Annotated in this window: 13 protein-coding genes; 12 read left to right on the top strand and 1 reads right to left on the bottom strand. The window is 50.8% G+C overall.

The annotated features are described in order from the left end of the window. The first annotated feature begins 51 nt into the window (after positions 1–51). From M4D81_RS01105 to arsC, 3 genes are all read left to right on the top strand, one after another. Complete coding sequence (locus M4D81_RS01105) at positions 52–366, top strand: ArsR/SmtB family transcription factor (protein WP_201259458.1); 315 nt, start codon at positions 52–54, stop codon at positions 364–366. A 138-nt stretch (positions 367–504) separates the two neighbouring features. Then, positions 505–1,800, top strand: coding sequence for an arsenic transporter (locus M4D81_RS01100; protein ID WP_260064134.1), 1,296 nt, complete (start codon positions 505–507; stop codon positions 1,798–1,800). A gap of 27 nt (positions 1,801–1,827) precedes the next feature. Continuing rightward, positions 1,828–2,247, top strand: a complete 420-nt coding sequence (gene arsC / locus M4D81_RS01095; protein WP_071223721.1) for an arsenate reductase (thioredoxin) — start codon at positions 1,828–1,830, stop codon at positions 2,245–2,247. Positions 2,248–2,308: 61 nt separating this feature from the next. On the opposite strand, the gene pdxR is transcribed toward arsC, so the two are convergent. After that, a complete protein-coding gene (pdxR, locus tag M4D81_RS01090; RefSeq protein WP_260064133.1) occupies positions 2,309–3,745 on the bottom strand; it encodes a MocR-like pyridoxine biosynthesis transcription factor PdxR in 1,437 nt (478 codons plus the stop codon). A 260-nt stretch (positions 3,746–4,005) separates the two neighbouring features. On the opposite strand from pdxR, the gene M4D81_RS01085 reads away from it, so the two are divergent. From M4D81_RS01085 to narI, 9 genes are all read left to right on the top strand, one after another. Beyond that, a complete protein-coding gene (locus M4D81_RS01085; protein ID WP_071223723.1) occupies positions 4,006–4,467 on the top strand; it encodes a hypothetical protein in 462 nt (153 codons plus the stop codon). Between the two features lie 14 nt (positions 4,468–4,481). Beyond that, positions 4,482–5,096 carry a DUF1349 domain-containing protein gene (locus tag M4D81_RS01080; protein ID WP_260064132.1) on the top strand — a complete coding sequence of 205 codons (615 nt, stop codon included), beginning with the start codon at positions 4,482–4,484 and terminating at the stop codon, positions 5,094–5,096. A 208-nt stretch (positions 5,097–5,304) separates the two neighbouring features. Further along, positions 5,305–6,195, top strand: coding sequence for an alpha/beta hydrolase fold domain-containing protein (locus tag M4D81_RS01075; protein WP_260064131.1), 891 nt, complete (start codon positions 5,305–5,307; stop codon positions 6,193–6,195). Between the two features lie 165 nt (positions 6,196–6,360). Continuing rightward, positions 6,361–6,582, top strand: a complete 222-nt coding sequence (locus M4D81_RS01070; RefSeq protein ID WP_235613268.1) for a hypothetical protein — start codon at positions 6,361–6,363, stop codon at positions 6,580–6,582. 431 nt (positions 6,583–7,013) lie between these two features. Next, positions 7,014–7,988, top strand: coding sequence for a Gfo/Idh/MocA family protein (locus M4D81_RS01065; RefSeq protein WP_260064130.1), 975 nt, complete (start codon positions 7,014–7,016; stop codon positions 7,986–7,988). Between the two features lie 338 nt (positions 7,989–8,326). Next, positions 8,327–12,001 (top strand): nitrate reductase subunit alpha, encoded by a 3,675-nt coding sequence (locus M4D81_RS01060; RefSeq protein ID WP_260064128.1) that lies wholly within the window; start codon positions 8,327–8,329, stop codon positions 11,999–12,001. Continuing rightward, the gene (narH, locus tag M4D81_RS01055) at positions 11,991–13,526 is read left to right on the top strand and encodes a nitrate reductase subunit beta (protein ID WP_071223729.1); all 1,536 of its coding nucleotides are present in this window, start codon (positions 11,991–11,993) and stop codon (positions 13,524–13,526) included. Before M4D81_RS01060 ends, narH begins: the two co-directional genes overlap by 11 nt. Continuing rightward, positions 13,519–14,097, top strand: a complete 579-nt coding sequence (narJ, locus tag M4D81_RS01050; protein WP_260064127.1) for a nitrate reductase molybdenum cofactor assembly chaperone — start codon at positions 13,519–13,521, stop codon at positions 14,095–14,097. Before narH ends, narJ begins: the two co-directional genes overlap by 8 nt. After that, on the top strand, positions 14,084–14,776 hold the full coding sequence (narI, locus tag M4D81_RS01045; protein ID WP_260064126.1) for a respiratory nitrate reductase subunit gamma: 693 nt from the start codon (positions 14,084–14,086) through the stop codon (positions 14,774–14,776). The genes narJ and narI overlap by 14 nt, the downstream gene beginning before the upstream one ends. The last annotated feature ends 29 nt before the right edge of the window (positions 14,777–14,805 follow it).

The following is a 14,805-nucleotide window of genomic DNA, read 5'->3' as shown; positions in this document are numbered from 1 at the left end:
TGCTTCTGTCGAAGTGATCTATCAAGAAAGGAGTGAGCCTTATTGGAGCAAATGTACGAAATGGCCGAGAAACTCAAATTGCTTGGAGATAAAACTAGGCTTACCATGTTGACGCTCCTTAAGGAAAGAGAATGGTGCGTTTGCGAGTTTGTCGATATTTTTGATATGTCGCAGCCTGCTATCAGCCAGCACCTAAGAAAGCTTAAGTCTCAAGGGATCGTGACTGAAGCCAGACGAGGCCAATGGGTTTATTATTCACTGCATGTTGCGGATAAGCCATATATCCAAGCGGTGTTGAATGAGATGCCAAGCTCTCAAGAAATACTGTCATCCTTAAATAGGGAAATTAAGTGTGCTTGTGATTAATCATGCTAATAGGGATATTTAGCATAAAATTGAGGGATGTAAACGATTATCTCTGCTCATCATATAAGAATATAGTTATATATTGATTCTTGAAAAAACATTTATTCTAGTTCAGTGTGTAATTGGAGGGTTTGAACATTGGTTTCTGTTGTTCTGTCTAGCATCATTTTTCTGGTCACATTAGTTTTTGTCATTTGGCAGCCTAAAAATCTATCCATTGGATGGTCGGCATGCGGGGGGGCAGTACTGGCACTGCTCGTTGGAGTCGTCGACTTTCAGGATGTATGGGATGTCACTCAGATCGTATGGAATGCAACGCTCGCCTTTGTCGCGATTATTATCATTTCATTGATCTTGGATAAGATCGGTTTATTCGAGTGGGCTGCCTTACATATGGCGAATGCTGCTCGAGGAAACGGGATCCGGATGTTTGTATACGTATCCGTTCTTGGAGCTGTTGTCGCCGCTTTTTTCGCAAACGACGGTGCGGCTCTGATCTTAACTCCGATTGTGCTGGCTATGGTCCGAGCGCTGAATTTCGACGAAAAGAAGGTATTCCCCTTTATCATCGCAAGCGGCTTTATTGCGGACACGACCTCTCTTCCGCTTGTGGTCAGCAACCTTGTGAATATCGTATCGGCCGATTTCTTCGGAATTACGTTTACCGAATATGCGAGTCGTATGTTGGTTCCCAATCTCTTCTCTTTAGCAGCGAGTGTCCTGGTGCTGTATCTGTTTTTCCGCAAAAGCATTCCACGAAAGTTTGACGACACCCAGCTTAAGCATCCATCAACGGCAATTCAAGACCCTGCCATGTTCCGTTTATCCTGGATCGTGTTGAGTGTGCTCCTTATCGGTTACTTTGTGTGTGAATTTGTTGGTATTCCGGTATCGATCGTAGCTGGCGTGATTGCGATTTTCTTCCTCCTGATGGCAAGAAAAAGTCCGGCTGTGCAAACAAAGGAAGTACTCCAAGGTGCTCCTTGGGCCATCGTGTTTTTCTCCATCGGCATGTATGTGGTCGTATATAGCTTACGTAACGCGGGTCTTACGGATCTTCTGGCCAGTGTCATTCAGAGCATAGCGGACCAGGGACTGTTTGCGGCAACGATGGGGATGGGATTTATCGCTGCGATAATTTCCTCCATCATGAACAATATGCCAACGGTGATGATTGATGCACTCGCCATCGATGCGACAAACACGTCGGCTGCTATCAAAGAGGCATTAATTTATGCGAATGTTATTGGCGCCGATTTAGGTCCCAAAATCACGCCGATCGGTTCGCTGGCTACCCTTCTGTGGCTGCATGTCCTTTCGACCAAAGGCGTGAAGATCAGCTGGGGAACCTACTTTAAGACAGGGATCATATTAACCATCCCAACGTTATTTATAACCCTCCTAGGTTTATATATCTGGTTGACCATACTTTAATTCAAACGATAGGGGAGAGACACAAATATGGAAAAAAAGACACTTTATTTCTTGTGCACAGGCAACTCTTGCCGCAGCCAAATGGCGGAGGGATGGGCCAAGCAGCATCTGGGTGATGATTGGAATGTATACAGCGCCGGCATTGAAGCACACGGCCTGAACCCTAATGCTGTCAAAGCGATGAATGAGGTAGGTATTGATATTTCGAAACAAACGTCCGATGTCATTGATCCGGCATTGCTAAATCAAGCCGACCTAGTGGTCACCTTATGCGGTGATGCTGCCGATCGTTGTCCAGTGACACCTCCGCATGTTCGCCGCGAGCATTGGGGATTTGACGATCCTGCCAAGGCACAGGGCACCGATGAAGAAAAATGGGCTGTTTTTCAGCGTGTTCGCGATCAAATCGGCGAGCGTATTCAAACATTCGCTGAAACCGGCGAGTAATATAACAGGATTTTGAGCCGGGAGCTTTCCCGGCTTTTTTCCATGAAGGCTCTTTGAAGGCCTATTGAATCACGGCGCGCAGAGCTTGAGCGAACTTGGATATTCCGGATGGGATATCCTCAGCTCTGGCACGGCCATATGTGAATCGCACATATCCGGAAGCTGAACCGTACACGCTTCCCGGCGCGAAAATAACGCCATTGTGAATGGAGGTTTCCAGCAGCTTGCTGTCATTCACTTCCGGTACGATTTTGCACCAGAGATGCAAGCCGCCCTCCGGTACATGAAAATGAACCAGGCCTTGCAGTTCTTTCTGAAGGGCCTCTATCAGTAAATCCCGCTTATATAGCAGGCTCGCTCTCAGCCTGTCCAGGTGGGGAGCAAAATAGGATGAGTTGAGAAAGTGACCGGCCAGGCTTTGGGGCACCACGCTCAGTCCGAAATCCATTTGCTGCCTGGCGTCTGCGAGCCGCTCCACAACCGTGTTCGGGGCAACCATCCAGCCTACTCGGAGGCCGGATGCAGCTATTTTCGAAAGTGACCCGATGTACAGCACCGACCCGACGGAATCGACGGATTTCAAAGGGGCAGGCGGCGGACATTCGTAGGCGGTTAAACTGTAGGGGTCATCCTCCACGATGGGGAGCCCGAGTTCACTTGCAACATCAAGCAGCTGCGACCTTCGTTCTTGGGCCATCACGGTGCCTGTCGGGTTCTGATAATTCGGATTAATGAAGATCATCTTAATCCGGTGTTTCTTGTACAGAGAGCGAAGGTCCTCCGGCTGTACCCCTCGTTCATCAACAGGGAGCCTGAACAATCGAAGTCCCGCGGATTGAAACATAGGCAGGGAGTAGCAATACGACGGGTCCTCAATAGCCACTGCATCACCAGGTGACAACAAGCACTGCGTGATGAGATACAGCGATTGCTGAGATCCTGACGTGATCAATATGGACGATTCGGTTGTATGGATTCCACGATACTTTTTTAGATATGTAACCAACGCTTCTCGGAGTGGACCATATCCTTGCGGATTATCATAACCGAGATAGGACGTGTTCGGTTTTTGACTCATCAATGTATTCATTTCTTTGATCGGCGCCAAATCGCCCGCAAGCTCTCCGCTGGCAAAATCAATCAAAGAGGGATCATGCGTCAACGCTTCCCGAATTCGACGGAGAAAAGGGAGGTTAGGCAGGAAGTTCCCTCCCTCCGCATAGCGGTGCCAGTTCGGCGTATGCTTGGGTGTGGCTCCCCATTTGGAGTTGCTGACCCTTGTTCCGCTTCCGGAACGGCTCTCTATAATTCCAAGCGCCCGAAGCTCCGAGTATGCCAGAACCACGGTACTTCGATTAACCCCTAACAACTCTGCGAGTTTTCGTTCGGATGGGTGTAAGCTGGCTGGTGGAAACTCACCATAAGATATTCTTTGCTCCAGATTATCAGCGATTTGCTGATATAGAGGTTGTGTGCTGTTACGATCCGGCTTCCACATCTTCCTCATCCTTTCGCGACATATTCAGGAAGTTCCTGTCCATAATCTTAATCATAGCATTATGTACAAATTAAGGGTTTTCATAATTTCATCATTACGATGACAATCTTGTCCGCGCTTGAAGCGAGTGACACTTCATCGGGAAACCCGTTAAAAAAGTATCCTAAGCCGGACCTATCGTCCGGCTTATTTGACTTCAAGCGAAATGAGACTACACTTAAAAGTAGCAGAATGCTGCCATGCGAGCGAGGGGGACGTATATGAACCAGGAACGAAACGATTCCAGCGGTGAGCTGCTCCTGAGCACACATACCCCGGAACAGTGGAGGCGGAGAAGACAGGAGCTAAACGAATGGATCAGCAGACCCAAGGTGCGTCAACAGCCTAAACGGACCCGGTTATTCGGTAATGCCCCTGTCGATGAGCAGTTGTATCCGATATTGATCCTGCTGCAGCAAGCGGGATTGGTAACCGAGTTTTCCTGCGCCGGTGTAAGCCCTCTAGATGAACCCGTTGATCATTCCCTTTACGCCTACCTTACTTTTTTCTCGAACGGGCCTGCAGAGCGGTTCGCTGACATTCTTCTGGGGAACATGAGGCATCGCGCGCTGATTACCTATGAGCCTGCCCGTAACCGCTATGATGTGTCGTCGTTTTTTATCGGACATAACCGTTCCTTCTGCCTGCTTCTGCAGCACAGTGCGGATCAGTTACTAATATAAGGAGTCGAGGTCGAATGACGAGAAGAATCATGGATTGGGATTCAGGCGAATGGACAACCGAACCGGTATCCGTTACAAAGGAAGGGTTGCATCTGAAGGTGGAGTCGAGAGAAGGCAGTGATTATTGGGAGAAAACCTTGTACGGTTTTCAACGCGACAGCGGGCATTCACTGCTTACCTCATGGGATCAGGATGCGGCCATGGAGGTCACTTTTGAATTGGATTCCTTTACAGAACTTTACGATCAGGCTGGGATTATGCTTATGAACGCTCCGGGACAGTGGATCAAAGCAGGGATCGAGATTAATGACGGAATCCCGCAGCTTGCCACGGTCGTCACGGATGGATATTCGGATTGGTCGCTCGCGCCAGTGCCGGAGTGGGTTGGCGAGCGTGTCACGATCCGTGCCTCGAGGCTGAATGATGCAGTTATCATCAGGGCAAGAACCGGCAAGCATCCTTGGCGAACCGTTCGTGTTGCCCCATTCCCCGCCGGGACAGAAAGTCAGGCCGGACCTTTTGTTTGCTCGCCGACCCGTACCGGACTGAACGTAACATTCACGCATTGGGTGAGGACTGAACCGGATAGCGACATTCATGTAGACCCGCCTATTGAAGCTGAAGTGTAGGAACATGTGCGGGTTTTGGTCAGATCAAGGAGCTGGAATAGCGATAAAGAGACTTCACCTGTATGTCGTGACAGGGTGAGGTCTTTTTTATATGCCGGCCTCTGTATCAATTGCCACAGCGCCCACGGCGCGCGCGGTGATATATTGAAGCTGTGACCTACTTAACCTGTCATGTATTGATAACGTCCAGCAAAGGGGATTAAACCATATGCCGAGTAAAGAAAGCATGGCTATAAAAGAGCTGCTGACCGCTGAGGGATTTAATCTAAAATGGGAGAATGCCGGAACGATTCGGCAATATATCGAAGAACTGCCTTCTTATCCTGCACTTTCAGAGGAACAGGAGGGGTTTGAAACCCGCTGTTTCCAGAGTGAATCCGGAATGAGTATGAATTATTATGTATCGCATGGTGCGTTGGAACAGGGAACCGTCATATATTTGCACGGCGGAGCTTATATCGAGGAGATCCTTCCGCCCCATTTCGCTTTTGCCAAACAGTGGACGAAGCGGACCGGATTTACCGTAATCACACCCAATTATCCTACGGTCCCAGCTATTGATGCGAAGAAGCTGACGGGGCTGATGCGTGAATTTTACAAGTACGTCTTCGCTTTGGTTAAGAGTCCGGTATTTCTAATGGGCGATTCGGCCGGTGGTGCGCTGGCGCTCGATATGGCCCAATCGGTCAAAGAATCGCCACTTACGCCAAAAGGATTAATTCTGCTCTCGCCTTGGGCGGATGCAGCCACGGACAATCCGCAGATTGCCGGTCTTAATATACCGCGCCGTGACATCTTTCTGCAGCCAGCCGGGCTGGGCGAGGTAGGAAGGATGTATGCGGGAAGCCTTCTCCTGGACGACCCTGCAGTCAGTCCTTTGTTTGGCGAGATGAGAGGCCTGCCCCGTACGGTCATTCTCGTCGGAACCGATGATTGCCTTCTGCCGGACGCCCGTCGGCTGCAGGACAAAATGGTCCGTGAAGGTGTTGATACCGAATACTGGGAATACGAGAATATGATGCATGTGTGGCCCCTGTTCCCTATGCCTGAAGCCGAAGACGCATTGGAACGGATGTTTCAATGGGTTGCGTCGAATTGAGGAGAGTAGTGGATGGTGACTGACCATCCAATTGGATGGTCACAACTGCCGTGCAATTGGATGGTGTGCATTAGCCGATTGTTCATTATAATGAGGCAGAAATGACCATTTCATGGTGAAATAGATTGATCCTGAAGCCTCAGCTTCTATAATAGAATGTATATAATGAATATCGAATGGGGTTGTTTGTGGTTGGTTATGTATATTATCGTCATCGCACTGGCATTAATTGGAGGAGTTTCTACGCTTCTTGTAGGTTTATCCCAGGAGAATAAGAAGGCAAATCCGAATTACGAGCGGAAAACGAGGACCAACCTCACGAAGCTGCTCATCATTTATGTGGTATCATTGATTGCATTTATTGTAATATGGATGATCTTTAAATAACTGAACAGGCTGTTTCCAGTACTATGTACGGGGAGCAGCCTTTTTTATTAGGGCAAAGGCCCAGGCGGATGTCCAATGGTCGCGATCGAATACGGTCATCACGGCGAAGGCGAATTTTAAATCAGCGGAAACGGAGATTTCCGGGTTCCATACCCGCACACATGATCCTGATCTTTCAGCGCCGGTCGCAGACATCCTCTATTATAGAGTTGAATCAAGAAGCAAGGGGTGAAGAAGTTGGAGCCTATGTGTTATTCATGATTATCATTGGAACTCAGGACCATTTGATGTATTCTGGAGACATCAGCTCCACGGAGATCGTCACAAAGCCTACATCCCTGAGGCTGGTTGTAATTGCTGCAGGATTTATGTATCAATGGCGGAGAAGAAAGCCATAGCGTCTCTAATCGAAGGGGAGGTCATAGGATTACATGACACTACGAATTGGAATCATTGGCACAGGCTGGTTTAGCAAGGTCCACGCAGATATTTTATCCAACATGGACGGAGTGGACGTAACGGCTTTTGTCGGGACAAGTTTGGAGAAAGCGGGACAAGCGGTTCGAGGCTATGCTGCGGCCAAGGCTTATGGCAACGTTGAGCAAATGCTGGATGAAACCAAGCCCGATGCGGTTTACATCTGCGTTCCGCCGTTTGCGCATGGCGAGATCGAATTACAGCTCGTGCAGAGGGGCATTCCTTTTCTGGTTGAGAAGCCGCTGGGTACTAACCTTGATACGCCAAGGCAGATTCTGCATGAGGTGAAGAAGGCCGGTTTGATTACGTCCGCCGGGTATCATTTCCGTTATTCGGATGCAGCCATCAAGGCAGTTGAGCTGCTGGAAGGCCGGAAGATCGGGATGGCGCTTGGCTACTGGATGGGGGACATGCCGCAGGTGGCCTGGTGGAGACAGCAGGAAGGCTCCGGGGGACAATTCATCGAGCAAACCACCCATATGGTTGACCTGCTTCGCTGCCTGCTGGGTGAAGTCGATGAAGTGTATGCGGCTTTTGCCCATAGAGCCATGCAGGACATTCATGAGGGAGTAACGGTACACGACGTGGGTACCGCGACGCTGAAATTAAGGAGCGGGGCGGTGGCAACGATATCCAATACCTGCATGCTGCCGGAGTCGGATAAGGTTGGCCTGGATATCTATACGGAGCAGGGGGTCATCGGCATTCAATCCGATAAACTCATCGTCAAGGATAAAGGAAGAATGACGGAAATCCGCAATGCAGCTAATCCTTATCTTCGAGAGAGTGAAGCTTTCATCCATGCGCTGCGCACAGGCGATGCTTCCAGAATCTTATCGACCTATGAGGATGCCGTCAAAACGATGGAAGTTACCTATGCGGCTTTGCGGTCAGCCGAAACGGGAGTACCGGTAAAGGTTGGGGAATGATCATCAACCCCTTACCGCGGTCTGTCTGAAAAGTACGTCGATCGACGTTTTTCTTATGTTCGTCAACCAGATTCATAATGAATTGCCTTAGGGATGTCCCAAAAGATCTTCAGGTCTTATGGGACATCCCTTTTTATGTTCAAAAAGCGCTCCGTGCACGAATCGTTCCTTCGATGGGGTTGCCGGGCGACAAGCCATCAACAAGGGAATTCTCTTAGGAATATAGGTGTTTCCCTAATAGGAACCGGGGAAGAAGCCACCCATAATAAAGCTATACGAAGGACGGCACATTGATTCCCCAATCATTGTCATTCAAGCAGAAGGAGTTGAACTGTCCTATGAAACGAAAGTCGGGGCTGAAGTTCTTCAAGAGGATGGAAAGCTATTCTGACAATTGGTCCGTTCTGGAGGAGAAAAGCAGGGAATGGGAGGATATGTACCGCAAGCGCTGGTCGCATGACAAAGTGGTGCGGACGACGCATGGCGTGAACTGTACAGGTTCCTGCAGCTGGAAGGTTTTTGTGAAGAACGGGATCATCACTTGGGAAAACCAGCAAATTGATTATCCTTCCTGCGGGCCGGATATGCCGGAATTCGAACCGCGCGGATGCCCACGCGGAGCTTCCTTTTCCTGGTATGAATACAGTCCGCTGCGAGTGAAATACCCTTATATGCGCGGCCGGCTATGGCATATGTGGAAAGAAGCCTTAAGCCAACACAGCGATCCGATCGCCGCTTGGGCCAGCATCGTCGAAGATCCGGAGAAATCGAAGTCCTATAAACAAGCACGGGGTAAAGGCGGTCATGTCCGTGTGTCCTGGCAGGAGGCCACGAAGCTGATCTCCGCGCAGCTCATTTATACGATCCGCAAATACGGGCCGGACCGCATTGCCGGTTTCACCCCGATTCCGGCCATGTCGATGATCAGTTATGCTTCAGGGGCCAGATTCATCTCTCTGCTCGGCGGCGAAATGCTCAGCTTCTATGACTGGTATGCGGACTTGCCGCCGGCATCTCCACAAATCTGGGGAGAGCAGACCGACGTGCCGGAATCCAGCGATTGGTACAATGCCGGTTACCTGATTATGTGGGGCTCGAACGTACCGTTAACGCGGACGCCGGATGCCCACTTCATGACGGAAGTGCGATATAAAGGCACCAAGGTTGTGTCGGTCGCGCCGGACTATGCCGAGAACGTCAAATTTGCCGATAACTGGCTGGCTCCGAATCCCGGAACGGATGCGGCCATTGCGCAGGCCATGACGCATGTCATTTTGAAAGAATTCTATCATGAGCGTCAGGAACCGATGTTCCTGAATTATGCGAAACAATATACGGATATGCCTTTCCTGATTCTATTGGATGAGTTTGAGGGGGGCTACAAGGCGGGGCGCTTCCTGCGGGCAAGCGATCTGGGCGATGCTGCGCAGCATGCCGAGTGGAAGCCGGTGATCATCGACGAGAACACCAATGAAATCACGGTTCCGAACGGCACGATGGGACAGCGCTGGGAGCAGGATAAGAAATGGAACCTGATCCTGGAGCGCGAGGACGGCTCGATTATTACCCCGGCGCTATCCGTAGAGCCTCAGGGTGGGGAGTGGCATACGATTTCCTTCCCGTTCTTTGACAACAACGCCAACGGCACCTTCAAACGCCAAATTCCGGCGAAGACCATTCAGCTGGCGGATGGAACGGAGCATCTGGCGGCAACGGTATACGATCTGATGCTCAGCCAGTATGGAATAGGGCGGGCAGGCAGCGGGCTCGATGCAGACGGATATAAGGATGCAGACTCCTTCTATACCCCGGCCTGGCAGGAAAAAATCACCGGTGTGAAACCATCGGTCGTCGTCCAGATTGCCCGGGAGTTTGCGCAGAATTCGCTGGAGACCGGGGGACGCTCGATGATCATCATGGGCGCCGGGATTAACCACTGGTTTAACAGTGACACGATCTACCGTTCCATTTTGAATCTGGTCATTCTGACGGCGTCTCAAGGCGTGAACGGCGGCGGCTGGGCGCATTACGTCGGCCAGGAGAAATGCCGCCCGATCGAGGGCTGGTCCACGGTCGCCTTCGCGAAAGATTGGCAGGGATCGCCGCGTCAGCAAAATGCGACCTCGTTCTTTTATTTTGCGACCGACCAATGGAAGTACGAAGAAATGGGGGCCGATTCGCTGAAATCGCCAACGGGCGGGGAAATCCGTTACCAGCATCCGGCGGATTACAATGTGCTTGCCGCGAGACTTGGGTGGCTTCCATCTTACCCGCAGTTTAACAAAAACAGCTTGAAGTTTGCCGAGGAGGCAGCGCAGCTGGGGAAAACCACCCATGAGGACATCGTGAAGCATACACTTGAACAAATTGTTTCCGGGGATACGAAGTTTGCGGCAGAGGATCCCGATGCGCCGGAAAACTATCCGAGATCTCTGTTCGTATGGCGCTCGAACCTAATCTCGAGCTCCGCCAAGGGTCAGGAATATTTCTTGAAGCATTTATTGGGCGCTTCCGATAGCCTGCTCTCGACGCCGAATGAAGAGGATAAACCGGAAGAAATGGTCTGGCGCGAAGAAGTCGAAGGCAAGCTGGACCTGCTTGTTGCCTTGGACTTCCGGATGACATCAACTCCGATGTACGCAGATGTTGTACTTCCTGCAGCAACCTGGTATGAAAAAACGGACTTGTCTTCAACCGATATGCATCCTTTCGTGCATCCGTTTAACCCGGCAGTAGATCCGCTCTGGGAATCACGGTCGGACTGGGATATATACAGAACGATTGCCGAGGTCTTCTCCGACATGGCAAAGACCCATCTTCCGGGAATATATAAGGACCTGGTCACCACTCCGCTCTCTCATGACTCCATAAGCGAGATCGCCCAGCCATACGGTGAGGTGAAGGATTGGCGCAAGGGTGAAATTGAGGCCGTACCTGGCAAAACAATGCCCAATCTGACGGTGGTTGAGCGGGACTATACGAAAATTCACGACAAATATATTACGCTCGGTCCGAACCTGGCTACAGGCAAAGTCGGAGCGCACGGCGTCAGCTTCTCGGTCGCCGAAGAGTATGAAGAGCTGAAGCGTTTGAACGGAACGTATTACGATGACACCATCAAAAACGGCCTGCCCAAACTTCATACGGCAAGAAATGCGGCGGACGCCATTTTGAATCTGTCATCGGCCACGAATGGCAAGGTATCGCAGCGAGCCTGGGAATCGGCGGAGCAGGACACCGGCGTGCAGCTGAAAGACATTTCCGCGGACCGCGCGGCAGAGCGCATTACGTTCCAGAGCATTACGGCCCAGCCGCGGGAAGTCATTCCGACGCCGGTATTCAGCGGATCGAACAAAATGGGAAGACGATACTCTCCTTTCACGACGAATATTGAACGGCTCGTACCTTTCCGCACGCTGACCGGCAGACAGCATTTTTATATCGACCACGAAATTTTCCTGCAGTTCGGCGAAGCGCTGCCGGTGTATAAACCGACCCTTCCGCCAATGGTATTCGGGCCGCGCGACAAGCAGATTACCGGGGAAAAGGATACACTTGTGCTCCGATATCTGACGCCGCATGGCAAATGGAACATTCACAGCACCTACCAGGATAATCTGCACATGCTGACACTGTTCCGCGGAGGCCCGACGGTATGGATTAACAATGATGACGCAGCGGCGAACGACATTCAGGACAACGATTGGCTGGAAGTGTACAACCGCAACGGCGTTGTCACCGCCCGCGCCGTCGTCAGCCACCGGATGCCGAAAGGAACGATGTACATGTATCATGCGCAGGATAAACACATCAACGTGCCGGGCTCGGAGATTACGAAGGATCGCGGCGGCAGCCACAACGCGCCGACGAGAATCCATGTAAAGCCGACCCAGATGGTCGGGGGCTATGCCCAGCTCAGCTATGGTTTTAACTACTACGGACCGATCGGCAACCAGCGGGATGTGTACGTGGCTGTCCGCAAAATGAAAGAGGTGGATTGGCTTGAAGATTAAAGCGCAGGTCGCCATGGTCATGAATTTGGATAAATGCATCGGCTGCCATACGTGCAGCGTCACCTGCAAGAGCACCTGGACCAACCGTCCGGGTGCGGAATACATGTGGTTCAACAACGTGGAAACGAAGCCGGGCATAGGCTATCCGATCCGCTGGGAAGACCAGGAGAAATACAAGGGAGGCTGGACGCTGAAAAAAGGCAAGCTGCAGCTGAAATCCGGCAGCAAGCTGTCCAAAATCGCGCTCGGCAAAATCTTTTACAATCCGGATATGCCGGAAATGAAAGATTACTATGAGCCGTGGACGTATAACTATGAGCATCTGACGAATGCCGGGGAGAAGAAGCATCAGCCGGTGGCCCGTCCGAAATCGGCAGTAACCGGCGAGACGATGAATCTGGAATGGGGTCCGAACTGGGAAGACGATCTGGCGGGAGCCCATGTCACCGGCCCGAAGGATCCGAATATCGAAAAAATCGAGGAAGAGATTAAATTCAACTTCGAGCAGGCGTTCATGATGTATTTGCCCCGCCTGTGCGAGCATTGCTTAAACCCGAGCTGCGTAGCGTCCTGTCCTTCCGGTGCGATGTACAAGCGGGATGAAGACGGCATCGTCTTGGTGGACCAGGAAGCCTGCCGCGGCTGGCGGTACTGCATGACGGGCTGTCCGTACAAAAAGGTGTATTTCAATTGGAAAACGAACAAGGCCGAGAAATGCACCTTCTGTTTCCCGAGAATTGAAGCCGGTCTGCCTACGGTATGCTCCGAAACCTGTACAGGACGTATCCGGTATTTGGGCGTGCTGCTGTACGATGCCGACAAGGTACAGGAGGCAGCTTCCACGCCGGACGAGAAGGATCTTTATCAGGCCCAGTGCGATCTGTTCCTGGATCCGCATGATCCGGCAGTGATCGAGCAGGCGCGGAAGGACGGCTTAACCGAAGAATGGATCGAAGCTGCCCAAAATTCGCCTGTTTATAAACTAGCCATTGAATACAAGCTGGCCTTTCCGCTCCATCCGGAGTACCGGACGCTGCCGATGGTTTGGTACGTACCGCCGCTCAGTCCGATCATGAACTACTTTGAAGGCAGAGATTCGATCGAGAATCCGGACATGATTTTCCCTGCAATTGAGGAGATGCGCACACCGATTCAATATCTCGCGAATCTGCTCACGGCAGGGGACACGGTGACGGTGAAGGATGCCCTGCAAAAAATGGCGATGATGCGTTCTTATATGCGCGCGCAATCGTCGGGGGCTGAGTTTGATGAGACACGGTTAGCACGGGTTGGCTTGACCGCCTACCAAATGAAGCAGATGTACCGTCTGCTTGCCATCGCGAAATACGATGACCGGTTTGTTGTCCCGACTTCACATAAGGAAAGCCATATGGATGTTTACCGTTCGCAGGGTTCCGAAGGTTTTAGCGCAAGCTGCGGCGGTTGCGGACCGGAAGGACTGCAGGGCAAAACGGGCAAAGAGCTGTACGAAGAAAACTTCTACGGGGGGATCTGGCGTGATTAATCTCGGAAAGCTGCATGATTATAAACATGTTTTCGGTTTTTTCGCTCAGCAGCTCACGTACCCAGAAAAGCTGGATTTCCACCCGTCGGTTATGGAGGAGTCGCTTGACTCCTCTGACCCGGCTTATGAATCCGTCAGAACGTACTGGGCGACCATGCATGAATACAGCATGGAAGAGATTGAAGAGCTGTACGTCCAGACCTTCGACTTTCAGTCGAAATCTACATTGTATATGACCTTTTATAAATTTGAGGATGGCAGGGAACGTGGCCAGATGCTCGCCAAACTTAAAGAGACGTATGAAATGTTTGGTCTGGGCATCGCGGGCTCGGAACTATCGGATTATCTCCCGCTGATGTGCGAGTTTCTATATGCAGCGAATTGGCAGGGGCGCGAGAAGGAAGCTGGAGAGAGCCTGGATTTGATGCTGGCTGTTATGGAGGACGGCACCTATCATCTGCTGAAAGCTTTGGATAAATATAAGAGTCCGTATCTTTATCTCATTCAAGGCCTTCGCGAGACGTTCAAAGCATGTTTCAATCAGGAGGAGGCGGCTCATGAGCATGATTAATCAGTTTCTATGGGTCATTTTCCCCTATATCTGCCTTGCCGTGTTTATTGTCGGTCATATTTACCGTTACCGTACAGATCAGTTTAACTGGACTGCAAAATCCAGCGAGTTTATCGAGAAGAAACATCTCAAGCTGGGCAGTCTCATGTTTCATTTAGGCATCATTCCTGTTATCGGAGGGCATGTTGCAGGCTTAGCTATCCCTCAATCCTGGATGGAGTCACTGGGGATCAGCGACCATATGTATCATATCGGGGCGGTGTATATTGGAAGCGCATTTGGCTTTCTAACGCTGGGAGGCATGGTATTGTTAACGACCAGGCGGTTCACCATTCGTAATGTCCGAAAACTCAGCACCGCTTCGGATATGATGGTTAATGTCCTTCTGCTGTTTATCGTATTTATGGGGATGTACAGCACGCTGGTCACGAACGCGGTGCAGCCGGAATTCAATTATCGGGAAACGGTCTCCGTGTGGTTCCGCGGATTGTTTATGCTTCGTCCGGATGCTTCGTTCATGGTGGATGTCCCGGTGTCGTTTAAAATTCACATTCTGGCCGGATTCGGCATTTTTGGCTTATGGCCGTTTACCCGATTGGTGCATGTGTGGAGTGTTCCGTTGAATTATGTGGGGAGAAGATATATTCTGTATAGAAAGCACCGTAAATTTGAATCGTAGAGCGGAAGAAGGCTGTTGGGCCTTCTTTT

Origin of the sequence: Paenibacillus sp. p3-SID867, from assembly GCF_025142895.1 — a bacterium.
In the GTDB taxonomy this organism is placed as follows: Bacteria; Bacillota; Bacilli; order Paenibacillales; family Paenibacillaceae; genus Paenibacillus_AQ.
This window is presented reverse-complemented; position numbering and strand designations above follow the sequence as displayed.